The sequence below is a fragment of the Hyphomonadaceae bacterium BL14 genome (assembly GCA_027627705.1).
Lineage (GTDB): Bacteria > Pseudomonadota > Alphaproteobacteria > Caulobacterales > Maricaulaceae > Oceanicaulis.
In genome coordinates this window covers 1264089-1283850 of sequence record CP091242.1, presented here as the reverse complement: position 1 = coordinate 1283850, position 19762 = coordinate 1264089, and the positions used below count along the sequence as shown (strand labels likewise).

The 19762-nt window shown below is 66.3% G+C and carries 20 protein-coding genes and 1 pseudogene; 14 read left to right on the top strand and 7 right to left on the bottom strand.

The features are described 5' to 3' along the window. Positions 1–4 precede the first annotated feature (4 nt). From lpxC to lgt, 5 genes and pseudogenes are all read right to left on the bottom strand, one after another. A complete protein-coding gene (lpxC, locus tag L2D00_06150; protein ID WBQ14262.1) occupies positions 5–904 on the bottom strand; it encodes a UDP-3-O-acyl-N-acetylglucosamine deacetylase in 900 nt (299 codons plus the stop codon). Between the two features lie 242 nt (positions 905–1146). Then, entirely contained in the window at positions 1147–2748 is a 1602-nt protein-coding gene (gene ftsZ, locus L2D00_06145) for a cell division protein FtsZ (protein WBQ14261.1), read from the bottom strand. A gap of 162 nt (positions 2749–2910) precedes the next feature. Beyond that, positions 2911–3750, bottom strand: a pseudogene (locus tag L2D00_06140) (glucose 1-dehydrogenase). Between the two features lie 90 nt (positions 3751–3840). Next, complete coding sequence (locus L2D00_06135; GenBank protein ID WBQ14260.1) at positions 3841–4974, bottom strand: SAM-dependent methyltransferase; 1134 nt, start codon at positions 4972–4974, stop codon at positions 3841–3843. 12 nt (positions 4975–4986) lie between these two features. Further along, entirely contained in the window at positions 4987–5838 is an 852-nt protein-coding gene (lgt, locus tag L2D00_06130; GenBank protein ID WBQ14259.1) for a prolipoprotein diacylglyceryl transferase, read from the bottom strand. Between the two features lie 107 nt (positions 5839–5945). On the opposite strand from lgt, the gene L2D00_06125 reads away from it, so the two are divergent. The 6 genes from L2D00_06125 (at position 5946) to gltX (ending at position 11643) form a co-directional block, all read left to right on the top strand. Further along, positions 5946–6248 (top strand): accessory factor UbiK family protein, encoded by a 303-nt coding sequence (locus L2D00_06125; protein WBQ14258.1) that lies wholly within the window; start codon positions 5946–5948, stop codon positions 6246–6248. A gap of 121 nt (positions 6249–6369) precedes the next feature. Further along, positions 6370–6867, top strand: a complete 498-nt coding sequence (locus tag L2D00_06120) for a YbjN domain-containing protein (protein WBQ14257.1) — start codon at positions 6370–6372, stop codon at positions 6865–6867. 51 nt (positions 6868–6918) lie between these two features. Then, on the top strand, positions 6919–7716 hold the full coding sequence (proC, locus tag L2D00_06115; protein ID WBQ14256.1) for a pyrroline-5-carboxylate reductase: 798 nt from the start codon (positions 6919–6921) through the stop codon (positions 7714–7716). A 140-nt stretch (positions 7717–7856) separates the two neighbouring features. After that, the gene (locus L2D00_06110; protein ID WBQ14255.1) at positions 7857–9020 is read left to right on the top strand and encodes a DNA cytosine methyltransferase; all 1164 of its coding nucleotides are present in this window, start codon (positions 7857–7859) and stop codon (positions 9018–9020) included. Positions 9021–9024: 4 nt separating this feature from the next. Continuing rightward, positions 9025–10206: an FAD-dependent monooxygenase gene (locus L2D00_06105; GenBank protein WBQ14254.1), complete on the top strand. Its 1182-nt coding sequence runs from the start codon at positions 9025–9027 to the stop codon at positions 10204–10206. A 90-nt stretch (positions 10207–10296) separates the two neighbouring features. Continuing rightward, positions 10297–11643, top strand: a complete 1347-nt coding sequence (gene gltX / locus L2D00_06100) for a glutamate--tRNA ligase (GenBank protein ID WBQ14253.1) — start codon at positions 10297–10299, stop codon at positions 11641–11643. A 9-nt stretch (positions 11644–11652) separates the two neighbouring features. Here the strand turns inward: gltX and L2D00_06095 are convergent, their stop codons facing one another. Next, positions 11653–12186, bottom strand: a complete 534-nt coding sequence (locus L2D00_06095; protein ID WBQ14252.1) for a GNAT family N-acetyltransferase — start codon at positions 12184–12186, stop codon at positions 11653–11655. Further along, the gene (locus L2D00_06090) at positions 12183–12632 is read right to left on the bottom strand and encodes a DUF1330 domain-containing protein (GenBank protein WBQ14251.1); all 450 of its coding nucleotides are present in this window, start codon (positions 12630–12632) and stop codon (positions 12183–12185) included. Before L2D00_06090 ends, L2D00_06095 begins: the two co-directional genes overlap by 4 nt. A 166-nt stretch (positions 12633–12798) precedes the next feature. Here L2D00_06090 and L2D00_06085 point away from each other — a divergent pair, with 166 nt between their 5' ends. Genes L2D00_06085 through L2D00_06050 form a run of 8 tightly spaced genes read left to right on the top strand, consistent with a single transcriptional unit; the run spans position 12799 to position 19628 of the window. Next, complete coding sequence (locus tag L2D00_06085) at positions 12799–13590, top strand: DUF1838 domain-containing protein (protein ID WBQ14250.1); 792 nt, start codon at positions 12799–12801, stop codon at positions 13588–13590. Between the two features lie 5 nt (positions 13591–13595). Beyond that, on the top strand, positions 13596–14798 hold the full coding sequence (locus L2D00_06080) for a hypothetical protein (protein WBQ14249.1): 1203 nt from the start codon (positions 13596–13598) through the stop codon (positions 14796–14798). A gap of 26 nt (positions 14799–14824) precedes the next feature. Continuing rightward, entirely contained in the window at positions 14825–15523 is a 699-nt protein-coding gene (locus L2D00_06075; protein WBQ14248.1) for a chromophore lyase CpcT/CpeT, read from the top strand. 3 nt (positions 15524–15526) lie between these two features. Continuing rightward, entirely contained in the window at positions 15527–16234 is a 708-nt protein-coding gene (locus tag L2D00_06070) for an isochorismatase family protein (GenBank protein ID WBQ14247.1), read from the top strand. Further along, a complete protein-coding gene (locus tag L2D00_06065) occupies positions 16231–17181 on the top strand; it encodes a polysaccharide deacetylase family protein (protein WBQ14246.1) in 951 nt (316 codons plus the stop codon). Before L2D00_06070 ends, L2D00_06065 begins: the two co-directional genes overlap by 4 nt. Beyond that, positions 17178–18101 carry a polysaccharide deacetylase family protein gene (locus L2D00_06060; GenBank protein ID WBQ14245.1) on the top strand — a complete coding sequence of 308 codons (924 nt, stop codon included), beginning with the start codon at positions 17178–17180 and terminating at the stop codon, positions 18099–18101. Before L2D00_06065 ends, L2D00_06060 begins: the two co-directional genes overlap by 4 nt. After that, positions 18098–18499, top strand: a complete 402-nt coding sequence (locus L2D00_06055) for a hypothetical protein (protein ID WBQ14244.1) — start codon at positions 18098–18100, stop codon at positions 18497–18499. Before L2D00_06060 ends, L2D00_06055 begins: the two co-directional genes overlap by 4 nt. Continuing rightward, positions 18483–19628, top strand: coding sequence for a nitrilase (locus L2D00_06050; protein ID WBQ14243.1), 1146 nt, complete (start codon positions 18483–18485; stop codon positions 19626–19628). The genes L2D00_06055 and L2D00_06050 overlap by 17 nt, the downstream gene beginning before the upstream one ends. Positions 19629–19762 lie beyond the last annotated feature (134 nt).

Genomic DNA, 19762 nt, shown 5'->3' with positions numbered 1-19762 from the left:
CAGCCTAGCCTTGGGCGCGCCAGACTTCGCCGTCATCGGCCTCGCGCAGATTGACCCACCGCCAGGCACTGGTATCGGCCAGCAGTGCGCCCAGCGCCTTGGCGTTCAGGCCATGGCCGGGACGGGTGGCGCGGTAGAGGCCCAGGATCGGCGCACCGGCCAGATACAGATCGCCCAGCACGTCCAGCGCCTTGTGGCGCACGAACTCGTCAGCAAAGCGCAGGCCCTCGGGGTTTTCCACGCCGCTGTCTGTGAGCACAACCGAATTGTCCAGCGAACTGCCGCGAGCCAGGCCGGCGCTCAGAAGCGCGCCTAGATCACGGCGGAAGCCGAACGTGCGCGCCGGTGCCACCAGGGTGCGGAAGTTTTCACGCGTGACTTCGAACGCGAAGGCCTGACGTCCAATGGCCGGATCGCTGAAATCGATCTCGATATCGATGGTCTGCTTCAGCGCAGGCAGGAACTCGGCCTGACGCGCACCATCGCTCACCGAAACCGGGCGCAGCACCTGAATGGCGCGGCGCGGCGCGGCGCTGGTTTTGAGGCCCGCATGCAGCATCAGCTCCACAAAGGGGGCCGATGAGCCGTCCATGGCGGGCGCTTCGGGGCCGTCGAGCTCGAGCAGCACATCATCCACGCCCAGCCCCGCAAGGGCCGCCATGAGATGCTCTACCGTCGCCACCGAGGCACCGGCGTCATTGACCAAGGTGGTGCCCAGATCGGTCGAGCGCACATACTCGCGCCGGGCCGGAATCCGGGTGTCGTCCAGGGTGAGATCGGTGCGATCAAACACGATGCCGGAACCCACCGCGGCGGGTTTCATCACCATGCGCACACGGGCACCAGTGTGCAGGCCTATGCCGGCGCAAACGGCCGGAGCGGCCAGTGTGGTGCGTTCCATCATCTCGTCTACCCGGTCTGTTTTGTCTTGCGCCCGCGCGCTTCTCCACGCGTGACTTTCAGAGCGCAACACCCCTCATCGGTGCAGCACTCTACGGCTTTGCTGCAACACAGCAATTAAACGATTGTTGCACCATGTTACGCGAACCGGACCCGGCCAGCCGGGCACCACCGCGAATGCTTCACGTGCAAAAAAGGCCGCCGGGCGAGCCCGGCGGCCTTGTCTGACTGAGGGGGCAGGTGACGCTAGTTGGCCTGGCGGCGCAGAAAGGCGGGGATTTCCAGTTCGCCTTCGTCCAGGGTTTCACCGAATAGATCGCCGCGCGGCGCAGGAACCGGCTGGACCTGACGCACGGTGTGGGCCGTGGCACGCGGGGTAGGCTGGGGGGCTGCCTGGCGCGCCGGCGGGGCTTCTGCCGGGCGCGAGCTCAGCGGATCACGCTTGACCGTGGCCGGGGCCGGCTTCGGGCGGCGGCCGAACAGCGAGCGCAGGCCGCGCGGCGCGTCGGCTTGCGGGTGTGCAGCAGGGGCTGTCTGAAGCGGCGCGTTCACCTCGCGCGCCAGGCGCTCCTGGGCGTGGACCACGGCCGGTTTCTCGGCAGGCGCTTCAGGGATCTCGTCCCAGACATGGGCTTCGTTGTAGTGATCTTGCGGGTGGTGATCGGTAATGCCGGTCGTCTCCACATAGGTGGCGGCGGTCTCAACAGGGGTCTGAGCCGCCGGGGCGAACGGCGCGGCGTGCGGGGTTTCGTTCACAGCCACAGCGTCGGCTGCGCGGCGCACCAGCGGTTCGGCCTGGCGCTGCGGGCGGGCTTCGCGGCCTTTCCAGGCCGGGGTGACTTCAGCGGGAGCGCGGCGGCGCGGATCGGCGGCCTGGAGGGCTTCGCCGTCAATGCCGGTGGCAACGACGGACACACGGATGATGCCCTCAAGAGCTTCGTCAAACGTGGAGCCCACGATGATATTGGCGTCTTCGTCCACCTCGTCGCGGATGCGGTTGGCCGCCTCGTCGACTTCATACAGCGTCATGTCCATGCCGCCGGTGATGTTGATGAGCACGCCCTTGGCACCCTTCATCGACACGTCGTCGAGCAGGGGGTTGTTGATGGCGTTGTTGGCCGCTTCGATGGCGCGCTTGTCGCCCGTGGCCTCGCCGGTGCCCATCATCGCCTTGCCCATCTCGTTCATCACGGTGCGCACATCGGCGAAGTCCAGATTGATCAGGCCGGGCATAACCATCAGATCGGTGATGCCGCGCACGCCCGAGTGCAGCACCTGGTCGGCCAGCGAGAACGCTTCGGCGAAGGTGGTCTTCTCGGTGGCGATGCGGAACAGGTTCTGGTTGGGAATGATGATCAGCGTATCGACATGCTGCTGAAGGCGCTCGATGCCTTCCTCGGCCAAGCGCATGCGGCGCGAGCCTTCGAACTGGAATGGCTTGGTGATGACGCCCACGGTCAGGATATTCAGCTCACGCGCGGCGCGCGCGATGACCGGCGCGGCACCGGTGCCAGTGCCGCCGCCCATGCCTGCGGTGATGAACACCATGTGCGCGCCCTGAAGCTGCTCGGTGATCTCCGCCAGAGAGTCCTCAGCTGCCTGCTGGCCGACCTCGGGGCGCGCCCCGGCACCCAGACCCTCGGTGATGCCGGCACCCATCTGCACCCGGCGCTCGCAGCGCGAGCGGGCCAGTGCCTGAGCGTCGGTATTGGCGACCACAAAATCCACGCCCTCCAGTGACGCGTCGATCATGTTGTTAACGGCATTGCCGCCGGCGCCGCCGACGCCAAACACGAGGATTCGCGGCTTGAGCTCAGTGGTTTCGGGCGCGGACAGGTTGAGGGGCATGGATGGGGCTCCAGCGAGGATTGGGGATTTAAGGCCTCATTATCCATCAACCATGCGCCGCGTTGTTTAATCGGGCGTTAAGCCAAGCCATGGGCGTAGCAGGGATTTTGCGGAACGCTTCAGGAACGAAACAGCGAGTCGCCAGCGCTTGAAGCCGTTGTGTCAAGCCGGATCGATCCCGAACAGATTCGCCAGCGGCTTGAACACACCGCCGTCCGGATCAGGAACCTGGCCTGCCGTCAGCCCGCCATCCACGCAGAAGCTTTGGCCGGTGACGAAGCGGGCAGCATCGCTGGCGAGATACAAAACCGCTTCGGCGATATCGCGGCCGGCACCAGCCACCGGCAGGGGCTGCATCAGCGTGGCGATAGAGGTCATGACCGCGGCCTTGGACTCGCTGGTCTCCTGATCCAGTCCCAGCGCGCGCCCGAAAATGGCGGTGGCAATCAGACCGGGCTGAATGGCGTTGACGCGCACGCCATCGGCTGCCAGGCGCACAGCGGCGAGGCGCGTCATGTGCAGCACCGCCGATTTGGCAATGGAGTAGAGGATCGGTCCGTAGGTCGTTCCCTCCGCCGCCACCGAACTTGTTGTGATGATGGCCCCGGACTTCTGGGCGCGCATGTGTGGCTCGGCGTGCTTGATCCCGTAGAGGGCGCTGGCCAGATGCAGCTGCATGACCCGGTTGAAGCCCGCCTCGTCGATGGAGGCAAAACCCTCGTCACGCTCGGCGGCCCCGGCATTATTGAACAGGATGTCGATACGCCCGAACGCCTCCACGGCGCGGTCGATCAGCGCCTTCACATCGGCTTCGCGCGTCACGTCGGCGTGCTGATAGAGGGCGTTGGGCGAGGCCTAGGCGATGCTGGCACCCAGCTCGTCCTGGATATCGCCGATGACGACACGGGCGCCTTCGGCCAGGAACAACTCCACCGTGGCGCGGCCGATGCCGCTGGCACCGCCCGTGATCACAGCCGTCTTGCCGCTCAACCGTCCGTTCATCGCTTGCTCCTTCAGTCATGATGGGGCGCGCAGGGGATCATGGCCGCGCGGGGCGGGCAAGGCGAAATGAACGCCGTTCACTTCCTGCGGTCACTGCGGCGGGACGAACCGGTCAAGACCCGGCGGCGGGGCGAGGCCCGGCGAAGCGAAGGCGATCACCTTGAACAGGGTGCCCATCTCCTCCGGTGCGCTCAGCCTGGCGGCCTGACGCTCCAGCCGGGCGCGGCCCGCTGTGTCCTGAGCCTTGGCAAGCAGGGCGGCGCGCACGTCCAGGCCGAGGCCCTTGAGAAAGCCACCCTGCTGCGCCGGGCCAAACACCTGCAGTCCGGCCCTGAGCCCCTCGCGCGCCAGCGCGTCGAACGCCACCCAGGCGGTCAGGTCGGCTGTGCCGGGCGCGTCGAGCGGATCGACCTTCTCGTGCTTGCGGATGGCCTGCAGCGTGTCGCCGTGCTCGGGCCCGGTCGCGCCATAGTCGATGAACAGCGCATAGCCGGGATGATCATTCAGCCGCTCGGCCACGGCGTCGATCACCGCCGCGTCAGCCGGGCGCAGCTCCACCAGCGACCCGTCCGGCAGATCACGCAAGGCTTCCGGGATCAGGGCCAGGTCAGGCGCGCTGAACGCTGCGCCGAGGACGAAGGCAAAGCGCTCGGCGTCATCGGGATGCATCGCCACGCAGCGCTCGCGCCAGACGCCGTCATGCTTCACCGCCTGACGGATGGGCAGGCAGTCGAGGAATTCATTGGCCAAAAGAAGTGTCGTGCCCGGCCGCACGGCTTCCAGACGCGGTGCCCAGCGTATCGGGACCGGCGCTCCGGCCAGCGTGCGTCCCTGAACCATTTTCAGCGCCGGGCTGACCTCAACCAGCGTGGCTTCGGCCGCGTCGATGAGGCCCGGTGCCGCGCGCAGCACGCGCACGACATCGCTCATCATGCGCCCGGTGCCGGGGCCGAGCTCGATGAGCTGGACCGGGTCGGGCTCGCCCATCTGGCTCCAGCACTCCACCGCCCACAGCCCGATCAGCTCTCCGAACATCTGGCTGATTTCCGGGGCGGTGATGAAGTCGTTGTGGGCCCCCAGCGGATCCTTGGTGGCGTAGAAGCCGGCCATGGGATCAAACAGTGCCTGCATCATGTAGGCGCTGACGGGCAGGGGGCCTTCGCTGGTGATGCGGTCGCGCAGGCGCGCAGCGAGCACTTCAGCGGGGCGGAATTCCTCGGTCATGTCAGATGCAGATCAGGCCTTGGCTGCGGGCTGGGTGCGGGCGCGCCACACCAGGTACGCGCCTGCCAGGATCATCGGAATGCACAGCAGCATGCCCATGGTGACATAGCCCTGTAGAGCTTCGGGCATCTGCCGGTCCGGTTCGCGCACCAGCTCGACAGACGCGCGGAACACGCCGTAGCCGATCAGGAATGCGCCGGTGACGAGGCCGGGTCTGGCCAGCGCGCGGAAGCGCCAGACCAGAACGGTCAGGATCGCCAGCAGCACCGCACCTTCCAGGAAGGCTTCGTAAAGCTGGCTGGGGTGACGCGCCAGGCAGAGCCGGTCCGCGGCGAATGTCATTGCCCAGGGCAGGTCCGGTGCCGGCCGGCCCCACAGCTCGCCATTGATGAAATTGGCCAGCCGCCCCAGCAAGAGGCCGATGGGCGTGGCCAGCGCTACTGCGTCAGCGACGCGCAAGAGCGGGGCACCATGGGCGCGCGCCGTGAGATACATCGCCAGCGCTACGCCGATCAGCCCGCCATGAAAGCTCATCCCGCCATCGGTGATGCCGGTTATCACGCGCAGCGGCTCCTCCCAGATCATGCTGGTCTGGTAGAACAGGACAAAGCCGATCCGCCCGCCGCCGATCACGCCCACCATCACCCACAACAAAAGATCCTCGACAAATTTCGTGTCGAAGGGTGCGATCTGCGTCTTGGGCGTCGTGCCCCACAGGGCCGGGCGCTTGGTCACGTGCAGCACCAGCATGTAGCCGAGGAACAGCCCGGCGATGTAAGCCAGCGCGTACCAGCGCAGCTCGAACCAGCCGATGGAAAACAGTACCGGATCGATCAGGTCGAAGCTGGACTGGCAGGGCTGCATGGACGGGCTCCGGGCAGGTGTTCGGATCGAATGCGGCGCCACGCGCGTTGCACAAGGGTGGGGCGAGCGCCTATATACGCCTTCATAGCAGAGCAGGTGGTGATGTCATGCAGTCTCGCAGTCCCTTGTTCGCCGATTTCGCCGACCTGATGACGGACGCGTTCAGCGCCGCTCAGTCCGCCGGAGAAGAGGCGCGCGCGGTGTTCCGCGCCCAAGCCGAACGCATGGCGTCCGAGCTGGATCTGGTCACGCGCGACGAGGTTGAAAGCCTGCGCGCCCAGAGTGACGCGGCGCTCGCCGAAATCGAATCACTCAAAGCCCGTCTGGCGGCTCTGGAAGCGGCCGCCGCGCCAAAACCCGCCGCCCGAAAGCCGGCAGCGAAACCCACCACGGCGAAAAAGCCCAAATAAGCAAACGCCTTGCATCCAGACTCAAATGCGCTGTTGCGCGCGCGTCCGGCGGCGGCTTACCGTCAGTCCACGCGCCGGCCCGCCGAATTTGAGTCGCGCGTTGCAAGGGGAGAGGACCGGCATGGATCTCAATACCCAGGAAGTATCGGGCGTGTTTGATCCGCTCGAATCCATCGAACAGGCCGTCGTGGCCGAGCAATATCCCTATGAGCGCGACGAGTTGGAGCTGCACATGGCTGTGCCGGGTGCTTGGCGCGATCACCAGATCTGGTTCGCCTACCGCCCGGAACTGGACGTCATCCATATCTGCGCCAGCCTGGAGCTGAAAGCGCCCGACCATCGCCTGCGCGAAGTGTGCGAACTGATCACGCGCCTCAATGAGCGGCTTTGGGTTGGACATTTTGATGTGTGGAGCGATGACGGCTCGATTGTCTTCCGTCACGCACTGACATTGCCGGACCTTGACCGGGTGTCGGAGGCGCAGGCGGCAGCGCTGATCGTTGCGGCCAAGGAGGCCGGCGAGCGGCTTTACCCAGCCTTCCACTATCTGCTGTGGAGCGGGAAAACCCCGACCGAAGCGGTCGCGGCGGCCATGTTTGATACGGTCGGGGAAGCCTGAACCGTTATGTCAGATACACTAGGTCTAATCGCGCTGATCGGCGCCGGCCGCATGGGTGCGGCTCTTGCGGCGGGCTGGCTGAAAAAATCACGCAACCGGGTCGAGCCCGAACGGATCGTGTTCATCGACCCGAATTTGAGCGATGCCGCGCGCGCGCTGGCTGACGCCAATGGCGTGCGTTGCGAACCGGCGCTGACGCCGACGCTGGCCCGGCAGGTCAGCGATATCGTGATTGCGGTCAAGCCGGCCATGGTCACCGATGTGCTCGCCCCGCTCAAAGATCAACTGCCCGAGGACGCGCTTGTGGTGTCGATCGCTGCAGGTGTGACGCTGCGCACGCTGGGCCGGGCGCTGCCGGGCCGTCCGGCCGTGCGCGCCATGCCCAACACGCCCGGTGCCATCGGCAAGGGTGTCTCGGTGTGCGTGGCCAATGAAGCCGGTGACGGCCCTGACGAGCGCGCGCGGGCCGAAATGTTGCTGAAACCGGCCGGTCCGGTGGAGTGGGTGGATGATGAGCGCCTGATGGACGTGGTTACGGCCGTGTCCGGGTCCGGGCCCGCCTATGTCTTCCTGTTCTGCGAGGCGCTGGCCGCCGCAGCTGAAGCCGAGGGCCTGCCGCGCGAGCTGGCCCAGAGACTGGCCGTGCGCACGGTGGCGGGCTCCGGCGCGCTGCTGACCAGCGGCCAGGGCGATGCCAGTGAGCTGCGCCGCACCGTCACCTCGCCCGGCGGCACGACCCAGGCGGGCCTCGACGCCCTGATGGGCGGGTCTGGCCTGCCAGGCCTGGTGCGAAACGCCGTGGCCGCCGCGGCTCGCCGCTCGCGTCAGCTTGGATCGGATTCGAACTAGGCGCGCTGTCAGCAAAAGTGGGAACTGGTTCTGCGGTTCGACAGCGCGCCAAAGCAAACACGCGCTGGCGGGCCGGCCAAAACGCCGCAGCGCCACACTGCCGTGCTTCGCGCGGGGCATGGACGCGCTATGCTGAGGCCATGGCCGCTGATTCCCGATACAGTTTTTACGAGTTCTTCTGCGGCGGTGGCATGGCCCGTCTGGGCCTCGGACGTCATTGGCGCTGCGATTTCGCCAATGATATCGATCCGGCCAAGCTTGCAGCCTACACTGAGAATTTCGGCGCGCACGGACTGCGCGGTGGGGATGTGGGCGATGTGGTGCCGGGCGAATTGCCCGGCGCGGCGGATCTCGCCTGGGCGAGCTTTCCCTGTCAGGATCTGTCGCTGGCCGGTCCGCGAGGCGGGCTGAAAGCCGCGCGCTCGGGCGTGTTCTACGGCTTCTGGCACCTGATAGAGGCGCTGCAGGGCGAAGGCCGGGCGCCGCGCCTGATCGGGCTGGAGAATGTGCCGGGCCTGCTGACCTGTTCGGGTGGCGCGGATTTTACGGCTTTGTGCGAGGCGCTGGATGCGGGCGGCTATCGCTTCGGGGCTGTGGAAATCGATGCGCGCTGGTTCACCCCGCAGTCGCGCCCGCGCCTGTTCGTGCTGGCCCTGCGCAAGGATATCCCGATCCCCGATGATCTGGCGCTGGCGAGCGAGCCCGATCACCTCTCCCCCTTCCTGACCGGTGCGGTGCGACGGGCGGCGGCGCGGCTGCCGGACCGGTTGAAGGCCAGCTGGGTCTGGTGGGCCTTGCCCGTGCCGCCACGCCCCAATGCGGCGCTGATCGATGTTCTGGAGCCTGCGCGCACCATCCCCTGGCACAGCCCGGAAGAAACGCGCCGTCTGATTGCCATGATGAGCGCGCCGTCGCGTGCGCGTCTGGCCGAAGCGCGCAATGGGCCGGGACCTGTGGCGGGCGCGCTGTACCGGCGCATGCGGGTTGAGAACGGCGTGAAGGTCCAGCGCGCCGAAGTACGCTTCGACGGGCTGGCAGGTTGCCTGCGCACCCCCGGCGGCGGGTCCTCCCGCCAGTTCGTCGTCTGGGTCAGAAACGGCAAGGTGAGAACCCGGCCCATGACGGCGCGCGAATACGCCCGTCTGATGGGCCTGCCCGAGGATTACCGCCTGCCGTCTCGCGACAATGCGGCGCTGCATCTGGCTGGTGATGGCGTGTCAGTGGACGCGGTGGCGTTCCTGCGCGAAAGCCTGTTCGAGCCGGTGCTCGATTACGCACGCACCGCCGTGCTGGCGGCGGAATAGCGCGATGCGCGCGGCGGTGGTCGGCAGTGGCATAGCCGGGCTCGCCAGCGCCGCCCACCTCGCCCGTGCCGGGCATCAGGTGACCATCTTTGAACGCTTCGCCGAGCCCCGCCCTGTGGGAGCGGGGCTGCTGCTGCAGCCCAGCGGGCTGCTGGCGCTGGATACACTGGACCTGCGCGGCGAGGCCGTGGCGCGCGGGGCGCGGGTCAGCCGGCTGAACGGGCGCAACGCCAGGGGCCGCACCGTGCTGGACCTGCGCTACAGCGATGCACGCAAAGGCGATTACGGCGTCGGCATTCACCGCGCCAGCCTGTTCAACCTGCTGCTGGATGCAGCGCGCGACGCGGGGGCGAACTGGCGCACGGGTGCGGACGTGATCGATATCGCAGCGCCGGACACCGATACGCCCTGTCTCACGCTGGCGGACGGCGAGACCACGGCACCGTTTGATCTCATTGTGGTGTGCGACGGGGCCCATTCACGCCTGCGCCGGATCGTCTGCCCGCAGGCGCGAGAGCGGGTCTTCCCCTGGGGGGCCTTCTGGGCCATCCGCCCTGATCCTGATGGCGCGCGCGAGGGTGAGCTGGAGCAGGTGTATGACGGCTGCCGGATCATGATCGGGCTTCTGCCCGTGGGCGATAACCCGGCTGATCCGCTGGGGCGCCCGGGGGTGAGCGTGTTCTGGTCGGTGCGCAGCACTGAGCGCGACGCAGTCCTGGCAGCAGGTGACGAGGCTTTCCGTGATGGCTTCACCCGCTACTGGCCGCGCGCCGGACTGGCGGTGGGCGAAGCGGGGCTGAACGATTTTGCCTATGCCGCCTATCAGGACACGCTGTGTCCGCGCTGGCGGCGCGGGCGGATCATGCTGCTGGGCGATGCGGCCCACGCCATGAGCCCGCAGCTGGGGCAGGGCGCCAATCTGGCGCTGTGCGACGCGGCGGAGCTAGCCGCAGCGATGGCCGGCCACGTGCCGGTGCACCACGCGATCAAGGCTACTGAACGCGCGCGCCGGCCCGCCACGACCTATTATGGCCTGATGAGCCGGGCGCTCACGCCGGTTTTCCAGTCCTCGTCCAGGCTCTTGGGTTGGGTGCGCGATATTGTCTTCAACCTGTCGGGGCGGCTGCCGGGCCTGCGCCACTGGATGGGCTGGACGCTGACGGGGCGTGGCCGCCTGCCATGGTGAGCGGCGCTCCGGCGCGGCGCGTTTGACGCCGGGTTGCAGCCGGTCTAAAGCCCGCAATCCCCTGTCCCGCCTCAAGGACCCGACCCGACCATGACCGTCAAAGTCCGCTTCGCCCCGAGCCCCACCGGGCGCATCCATGTGGGCAATGTGCGCACGGCGCTGATGAACGTGTTGTTCGCGCGCGGCCAAGGCGGTCAGGTGGTGTTGCGCATCGACGACACTGATCTGGAGCGCTCCACAGCCGAGTACGAGCAGGGCATCAAGGATGATCTGACCTGGCTGGGCCTGCACTGGGACGAGACATTCAACCAGTCGCACCATTTCGACCAGTATGAAGCGGCCAAGGCGCGCCTCATCGAGGCGGGCTATCTCTATCCCTGCTACGAAACCGAGGAGGAGCTTGACCGCAAGCGCAAGATCCAGCGCGCGCAAGGCAAGCCGCCGGTCTATGACCGCGCCGCGCTGAGCCTCACCGACGCCGAGCGCGCCGCGCTGGAGTCTGAAGGGCGCACACCGCACTGGCGCTTCAAGCTGTCGGGCGGGCGCATCGAGTGGACCGATCTGGTGCGCGGGCCGAGCCACATCGAGACCAGCTCGGTCTCCGACCCGATCCTGATCCGCGCCGATGGCAGCTATCTCTACACCCTGCCCAGCGTGGTCGATGATCTGGAGGCGGGCATCACCCACATCATCCGCGGCGAGGACCACGTCACCAATTCGGCCGCCCAGATCGAGATTTTCGAGGCGCTGGGCGGCAAGGGCAGCGCGCCGCAGCTGGGCCACCATCCGCTGCTGGTGGGCAAGGATGGCGAGAAACTCTCCAAGCGTTTGGGCTCCCTGTCAGTGCAGGGCCTGCGCCAGGACGAGGACATCGAACCCATGGCGGTTCTGTCCCTTCTGGCGAAGCTCGGCACGTCCGATCCGGTCGAGGCGCGCGGCTCGCTCGAAGCGCTGGCGGCGGATTTCGACCTGGCCAAGCTGTCGCGTACGCCCGCACGCTTTGACCCGGCGGACCTGGAGCGTTTGAACGCCAAGTTGGTTCATGAAATGAACTATTCGGATGTGAAGGAGCGCCTTGCCGCCCTCAATGCCGATAGCGGCGAGGCGTTCTGGAACGCCGTTCGCGACAATCTGGTGCGCGTACGCGATGTCGCCGAATGGCGCCAGCTGATTGACGGCCCGGTCACGCCGGTGATCGAGGACGCAGAGTTTGCAAATGCCGCCGCCAATCTGCTCCCTGAAGGACCGCTGGATGAAACCAGCTGGAGCGCCTGGACCGGCGCGGTGAAGGACGCCACCGGGCGCAAGGGCAAGGACCTCTTCATGCCGCTGCGCCTGGCGCTGACCGGCCAGCCGCGCGGGCCTGAGATGGCGGTGCTGCTGCCGCTGATCGGTGCGCAGACCGCGCGGGCGCGGCTGCTGGGTGAGGCACGCTAGGCAGCGCCTCTAACCACCGCGTGGCCGCCACAGTACAAGCGTGTGGTGATCATTGAGCCTGGCCGCTTGCGCGTCGCGATAGCCCAGCTTGCGCGCGACATTGAGCGAGGCGGCATTGCCGGGATCGATCAGGCAGCAGGTGCGCACTGCGTCCAGCGTGGCGTCCGCCCAGTCCAGCGCCGCACGCATGGCTTCGGTGGCGTAGCCGCGCCCGTGGACAGAAGGGCTCAGCACCCAGCCGGCTTCGGGAATGCCGGAGATGTCGACGCTGAGATCGCGTTTGAAGTCGGCGAACCCCACCTGACCGGCAAACACGCCCGTCTCCCGCTCTTCCAGCGTCCAGTAGCCATAGCCCAGCAGCGCCCAGAGCCCCGGAAAGCGCAGCATGCGCCCCCAGCTTTCGGTCGGCGTGGAGACTCGGCCACCGATAAAGCGCACCACGCGTTCATCGCTCCACAGCGCCGCGCACGCCTCAAAATCCTGCGCGTGCGTTTCGCGCAGGGTGAGGCGGGCCGTGCGGAGGACAGGGGTGAGCGTGCTCACTCGGTTCGAGCGGGCAATGCCGGGACGAGCACAACGTTGAAATCGCCCCATTCGCCGTCAATGCGGGCATTGGCCAGGGCGCGGTAATCGGGATCGTCCCAGAAATCGCGCGCCGACTGCATATCCGGCCAGCGGCTGAGCACGATGGACTGGAAGCCGGTCTCGCCCTCCAGCGTCTCTACCTCGCCTGTAACCGCCATATAGCGGCCGCCATGGCGCGCATAAAGCTCGGGCAGGCCGGGCATATAGCCGGAGAAGAAGGCCGGGCGGTCATGGACGGTGCCCATGACGATCATGTAGGCACCATCGGGCACCTCACCGGCGGGTTCGGCGGCGGAAGCGGTGCTTCCGCTGGCGAACAACTGGCCCTGACCCAGCACCAGCCCCATCGCCAGGCCCGCCACGCCGGCCCCGGCGGCGATCATCACGCTTCGCACCACGCTCATGACACGCTTGCTCCTTTCGTTCGACCCGGCAAGCATGGCCCAGAGAGGGCCCTGCTGAAAAGATATATCTTTTCCATTCCCTCTCGCGCCGGTCTTGCTATCCTTGTCCGGACACGGCGCAGGACTCAAGGCGCTGGCGGCACACATCAGGGAGGCATTGCGCACCATGGTTATCAGATTGCTTGCACTGGTTGGCGTTCTGGGATGGAGCGCCGCGGCGCAGGCCGAGGACACCGGACCCTTCACCCAGGAGATCTTCGACACCTGGATGGATGCGCGCGCGGGTGCCGGCGAGCCCGTCTACTGGTATTCCACCGGCACGGTGCGCGCATATCCTTCGGGCGAGCTTCTGTACACGATGGAAGGGTTCGATACGGCGGTGTCCTTCCGGCCCGAAGGGCGCGGCGCCCCCATCGCTCACCAGTATGGCCGCAAGATTTTCATCTATCGCGATCCGGTCACTGGCGAGGTGGCGCGCGAGGCCAACGGCATGGCCATCGACCCCATCGCCTATCCCTATCAGTTCATCGAGTACCGCCTGGATGAGGGCCAGGTCATAGGCGTGGTCGAACAGGGATCAGGCGGGCGCATCCAGTCCATCGAGGCCGAGCCCATGAGCTGGCGAAGGCTGGGTGATACATACATCTTCACCGCGCCGCTGTTTCTCGATTTCGCGATACCCGGCACGGACCGGCGCATCGAGGCGTGGGAGAATTATGATTTCTTCATACAGCCCGAAGGCGTCGCCCGGCGTCACCAGCTGAGCTGGGCGCGCATCGGCCGCATGCCGCCCTGGGCGGGCGGTCAGATGGCGGTGCTTCACCTCGTCAACTGGCGCGTAGATACATATGACGAGCTGCCCCAGTCGATCCGGGAGTATGTCGAGGCCGAAGCGCCGCTCTGGCTGGAGCCGCCCGCCGATCTCGACGCCATCCGCGCGTTGCAGCAGGGGGAGTGAGCGCTATGAGCACCGAAATCGACCGCCGCCGCCTGTTCTACGCCGCCGCTGCTTTGAGTGCGCTGGGTACCGGTGCCGGCACCGTTGGCCCTGCGCTCGCCCGCGCCCATGACGAGGCACCGGACGGGCCGAGCCCGCTGCCCGACCGTGGGCTGGATCCTGGCGTGCCCCATGATGGCGATTACGAGAAGCTGGAACTCGCCAAACCCGTCGTGACGCTGGGCGTTGTGCAAAGCCGGGTGCGCGGCGTCGACGCCGCCACGACCCGTACGGCCAGCCGCACGCGGGCGGACAATCTCAACCACATGCTCGACCTGATCGACGCCAGTTTCGGCTGGGGCGGGCCGAAGGACATCTTGTTCTTCCACGAATTTCCCATCACCGGCTACCGGGCGAGCTGGGGCCGTGCGGATACGCTGCGCGCGGCCATCGAGATTCCGGGTGAGGAGACCGAGGCGATTGCGCGCAAGGCGCGCCAGTATAATTGCTGGATCGTCTTTGGCTCCTATGTGCGAGATGACAGCTGGCCCAACCATGTCCTGTCCATCACCAGCGTTATGGACAATACCGGAACCATCGTCGACAAGCACTGGAAGGCCCGCAATATCAAAGGCTTGTTTGGTCCGGGTTTCGAGCTGTTCACCACCACGATCTATGACGTGCTGGATGAATATATCGAGCGCTACGGGCTTGATCATGTGATGCCGGTCACGCGCACCCCGCTGGGCAATATCGTCACGAGCTCGGTCCAGCGCGAGCCGGAACTGATGCGCGCCTTTGCCATGAAGGGCGGGGAGATTTTCCTGCGCACCGCCACAGGCGGCTTCACGCAGACCGATATCGCCTCGACCAGCGTGCATAACGGCGTCTACACCGCGATCGTCAACAATGCGATTTCACCGGGCAATCCGGGCTTTTTCGAGGATCCGGGCAATTCGGGCGGCTCGACGGTTTACGGCCCGGACGGCGCGGTGCTGGCCGAAGCCGGTTCGCAGTTTGAAACCCTGGTCAATGCGCGCCTGCCCATGGCCCAGTTCCGCCAGCGCCACACGATCCCCTATGTCCATATGGACCTGTACCGGCCGGTCTTCGACGCCTATCGCAACCGGTTCCCGCCCAATCTGTTCGCTGACTATCAACCCACCGACACGGCCGATGCGGCGCGCTATCTCGCCAACAAAGGCGTGTGGGCGATGGACCAGCGATGAGGGGCGGGGCGGTCAGAGGGGCAATCATGGCGCTGGGTGTGCTGGCGCTCGCCGGGTGCGGCGAGGCGGATCGCATGACGCCGGGCGCGGAGCCTGAGGCTGTGCCTGCGCCGGAGGCGGTTGAGAGCGAGGCCGCCCTGACCGGCGCGGCGATCGCGGCGCTCATGACGGGCCGCTTCGACAATGAAGACCAGGCCGCCGTGGATGGCCGCACGCGCCTGCATGTCATCCATGAGGCGGTGAGCAGCGCCGCGATGGAGGGCGCGCTGGTCTACGCCCAGCTTCACACGGGCGGGCCGGAGGGGCCGGTCTACCGGCAGCGTATCTACCAGTTCGCTGATGGGCCGGGTGCAGATGGCCGCCTGGCCATGGCGGTGTGGACGTTGCGCGCGCCCGAGGCGTTTGCAGATCCCGGTGTGCGGGCCGAGCGGCTGGCTTCGGTGACACGGGATGATTTGGAGCGCTTTGACCCGGGCTGCGACTTTCAATGGACTGTCGACGGCGCGCAGTTCCGCGGCGAAATTGTAGATGGCGATTGCCTGATGGACTCCCGGCGCACCGGGCGCAGGCTCGTCATCACGGCCGAATTCACGATCTCGGCCGATCTGTTTACCCATGCCGAGGCCGGACGGTATGCCGATGACGGGCAATACACCTTCGCTCCCGAGGGCGGGATCGCCAATCATTATGTCCGGGTCAGTGGCCCGGCACCGCAAGGACAGTAAGGCATGACCCAGCGTTTCGAGCCGACCATGATCCGCTCCGGCCAGACAGCGCGCGAGATTTTCGAAGAGGTGCGCGCCAATCCGGCCCGCGCCCGCTTCGGCTTCGGTGAGCGCCTGGCCATCATCAATGTGGACCCGCAAAAGGCCTATACCCGCCCCGATCTGTTTCCCAAGACCGCCTATGTGACGGACCCCGACCAGCTGACCCATATCAATGCAATCTCGAAAGCCGCGCGCGCCAGGGGCCTGCCGGTGGTGTGGACCCATGTCGCCTACATGGACGATGCCGCTGATGCGGGTGTTTGGGGCACCCGTACCGACACGCCCGACAGCCTGCAAAACATCAAATACGGCTCGGACCGCCATGCCTTTGATGACCGGGTCGAGATCGATGAGCGGGTTGACGCGGTCTATACCAAGCGCATGCCGTCGGCCTTCTTCGAGACCCCGCTGGCGAGTTTTCTGACCTGGCACAAAGTGGACACCGTGGTGGTCACCGGCGGATCGACATCCGGCTGCGTGCGCGCCACGGCGGTGGACGCGCTGTCCCACGGCTACCGCACCATCGTTCCCATCGAATGCGTGGCCGACAAGCATGAAAGCTATCACTTCGCCAACCTCACCGATTTGCTGATCAAATACGCCGACGTGGTGGCGGTGAAGGAGGTGTATGACTGGCTGGAGGGGTATGGGGGCAGGGTAGGGTCATGAACACCGACCCCAATCTCTACGACTACAACCCCTATAGTGGACGGCCGAAGATTACATGGCCGGGGGATAAGAAGCTCGCCTTCTGGATCGCACCCAATATCGAGTTCTATGAATACGATCCGCCGAGAAACCCCAAACGCCCCGGCTGGCCACGACCTTCACCGGATGTGACCGGCTATTCCCAACGCGATTACGGCAACCGGGTGGGGCATTGGCGCCTGATGGAGATGATGGACAGGCAAGGCTTGCGCGGCTCGGTCAGCCTGAACGTCGCCATGTGCGACCATTGTCCGGAAATCATCGAGGCGTGCGCCATGCGCGGCTGGGAGTTCTTCTCCCACGGCATCTACAATACCCGCTTTTCCTACGAGATGGATGAGGCGCAGGAGCGCGCCGTGCTGGCCGATTCCATCGCCACAGTGGAGGCCGCGACCGGCCAGCGCATTCGCGGCTATCTGGCACCGGCCCTGACCCACACGACCCGCACGCTGGATCTGATCGCCGAGCATGATTTTTGGTACACGTGCGACCTGTTCCAGGACGACCAGCCCCAGCCGGTGAAGACCAGGACCGGCAAGCTCGTCTCCATGCCCTATTCGCTGGAGGTCAATGACGTCATCACCTACGGCCAGCTGGCCATGGACCCGTGGCGCTATGCCGATGTGCTCAAGCGCCAGTTCGACCAGTTGCTGCGCGAGGGCGAGGAGAGCGGCACGGTGATGTGCATTCCGCTGCATGCCTATCTGGTCAGCCAGCCCCATCGCCTGCGGGCATTCGAAACCGCGCTGGCCCACATCACCGGTCACACGGACGATGTCTGGCTCGCCACGGCGCAGGAGATCGCCGGCCATTTCCGCGAGCATTGCTGGGACGCGGTGCAGGATGATCTCGACGAAAAGGGCCTCAGGGCTGGCGGAACAGCATTCGACGCGTGGGCCGGGTCATGAGCCTCGATCCGTCCTATCTGGACTACCCGAAGCGCGGCTATGGCCAGGACATGGACCGCTATGACTGGGCGCTGGCGAAAGACCGCGCGGCGGTGGGGCTGGCGTCCGGGGCAAAGCTGGCGGCGATGATCGTGGTGGCGTGTGAGTATCACCCGATTGATCCAGGCAAGGCGCCCTTCGCCCATCCCCATGGAATGGTTACACCTTTTCCGGATCTGCGCCATTTCACCTCGCGCGATTACGGCAATCGGGTAGGCGTATTCCGTATTCTCAAGGCGTTGCGTGAGCGCGGTCTGACGGCGACCTTTGCCGTGTCGGCCGCGCTGCTGGAGCGCGCGGCGCCGTTGATAGACGCGATTGCAAATGATGGACACGAGATCGCCGCGGCGGGGCTGCACGGGGCGGCTATCCATCATTCTGGTGACGAAACGCAGGCTGAGCGGGACAAGATTGGCCAGGTTCGGGTCATGTTTGAGGCCGCAGGACTCACGCCGGTGACCTGGCTGTCACCGGCGCGCCAGCAGAGCTTCGCGACGCCCGACCTGCTCACCGAAGCCGGCTTCATCCGGGTACTGGACTGGGAGAGTGATCAGGTTCCGCTGCCCCTGCGCACCGCGCACGGCCCGCTCGCCGCGCTGCCGCTCTCAAACGAGCTGGAGGACTTTAAACTTCTGATCGAGCGCAAGCAGGACGAAGCGTCGTGGGTGCGCCAGATTCTCGAAGCGAAGGACTATCTCAAAACCGAGCACGCGGCGCGCGGCGCGTCGGTGCTGGGCTTTCAGCTCACCCCGTTCGTGGCGGGTCAGCCGTTCCGGATTGCGGCGCTGGAGGCGCTGCTGGATGGGCTCGCCGGGGATGAGGCGGTGTGGTGTGCGGGTGCCGATGAGATTGCCGGCGCGTTCGCCGCGGCGGCCCCATGAGCGGCTTGCGCGGATGGGCGGACTTGCGCGCCTTCGCGCTGGCGCTGGACCTGCCGGGGGTGGAGGACAGCGTGTCCTGGGGCAATCCGGGGCTGAAAGCCCATGGCAAGCTGTGGACCTGGTGGGCGCCCCAGCAATTCGCCGACGCGCCGGTGTTCAAGGTGGCGCGCGAGGAGCAGGAGTTTCTGCTTGAGGCCGCGCCGGAGGTGTTCTTCATCACCGACCATCATCGCCCCCACGGGCTCATCCTGATGCGGCCCGAGGCGTTCGACGCCGGCTGGGCGCGCGGCAATCTGTTCAAGGTCTGGCGCCAGCAGGCGCCCAAGCGTTTTCTGACAGACTGGGACGCGCAAAACGCCCACCGATTGAAGGAATTTGGCCATGACGACACGGCGTGATCTGGTCACCGGCGCAGGCGCGCTGGCGCTCTCTGCGGCCGCTGCGGCGTCCTTGCCCGGAGCGGCCCGGGGGCAGGCGGCGGATCCGCGCTATTCAGCCTGCGCGCTGCAAGTGGTGTGTGACGCCGTCAATCAGGATGCCAGCGTGGACACGGCGCGCGCGCGCATGATGGCCTCGATCGCGCGCATTGGCGGTCAGATCGCGGCGTCCAAGGGCTTTCTGCGCACCTTCAATGGTACCGAGCTGAAACTGGTCTGCCTGCCCGAATACTTCCTCACGGGTTTTCCCCTGCGTGAAAGCCGCGAGGAGTGGAAGGCCAAGGCGGCGCTGGATATTGGCGGCGCCGAATATGACGCGCTGGCGGCGCTGGCCCAGCGTCACAGCGTGTATCTCGGCGGTAACGCCTATGAGAATGACGCGAACTTCCCCGAGCTCTACTTCCAGACCAATTTCCTGATCGCCCCCTCAGGCGAGACCGTGCTGCGCTACCGGCGCATGATCTCGCTCTACACGCCCACCCCCTATGATGTGTGGGACCGGTATCTGGATGTGTACGGGATGGACGCGGTCTTCCCTGTGGCGCGAACAGAGCTCGGTGTCATCGGCTCGATCGCGTCGGAGGAGATCCTGTATCCGGAAATCGCGCGCATGCAGGCGCTGAAGGGCGCTGAAGTGTTCCTGCACCCCACCTCCGAGGTCGGCTCGCCCCAGCTCACCGTCAAGCATCTCTCCAAGCGCGCCCGGGCCATCGAGAACATGGCCTATGTGGTGTCGGCCAACTCCGCCGAGATTACCGGCACGCCCGTGCCGTCGGCCTCCACCGACGCCATGAGCAAGATTGTCGACTGGAACGGCCGCGTGCTGGCAGAAGCCGGTCCGGGCGAGAGCCTCAACGCCAATGCGATCCTGGACCTGCCGGCCTTGCGCGCCGCGCGCGCCCGCACCGGCATGAGCAATCTGCTCACCCGGCTGCCGCTGGCCGCCTTTGCGCCGGGCTATGAGGCCGGCGTGTCGCAGGAACCCAACGCCATGGCGGACGGCCGCATGCTCACCCAGGGCGAAGCCATAGAGCGCCAGCGCGGGCGGATCGACCGCCTGCGGGAAGCGGGCGTGTTCGAGGCGCCGTAGGGAGCCCGCTTCCGAAACGCCGTATCCAGCCGGAGACACAATCATCAAACGCTGCCGTCCCGGACGCCCCGGCCTCGTGCCGGGACGAGCCGGGATCCATCCACCTATGTTTTCAACCGCTTAAGCGGATCAGG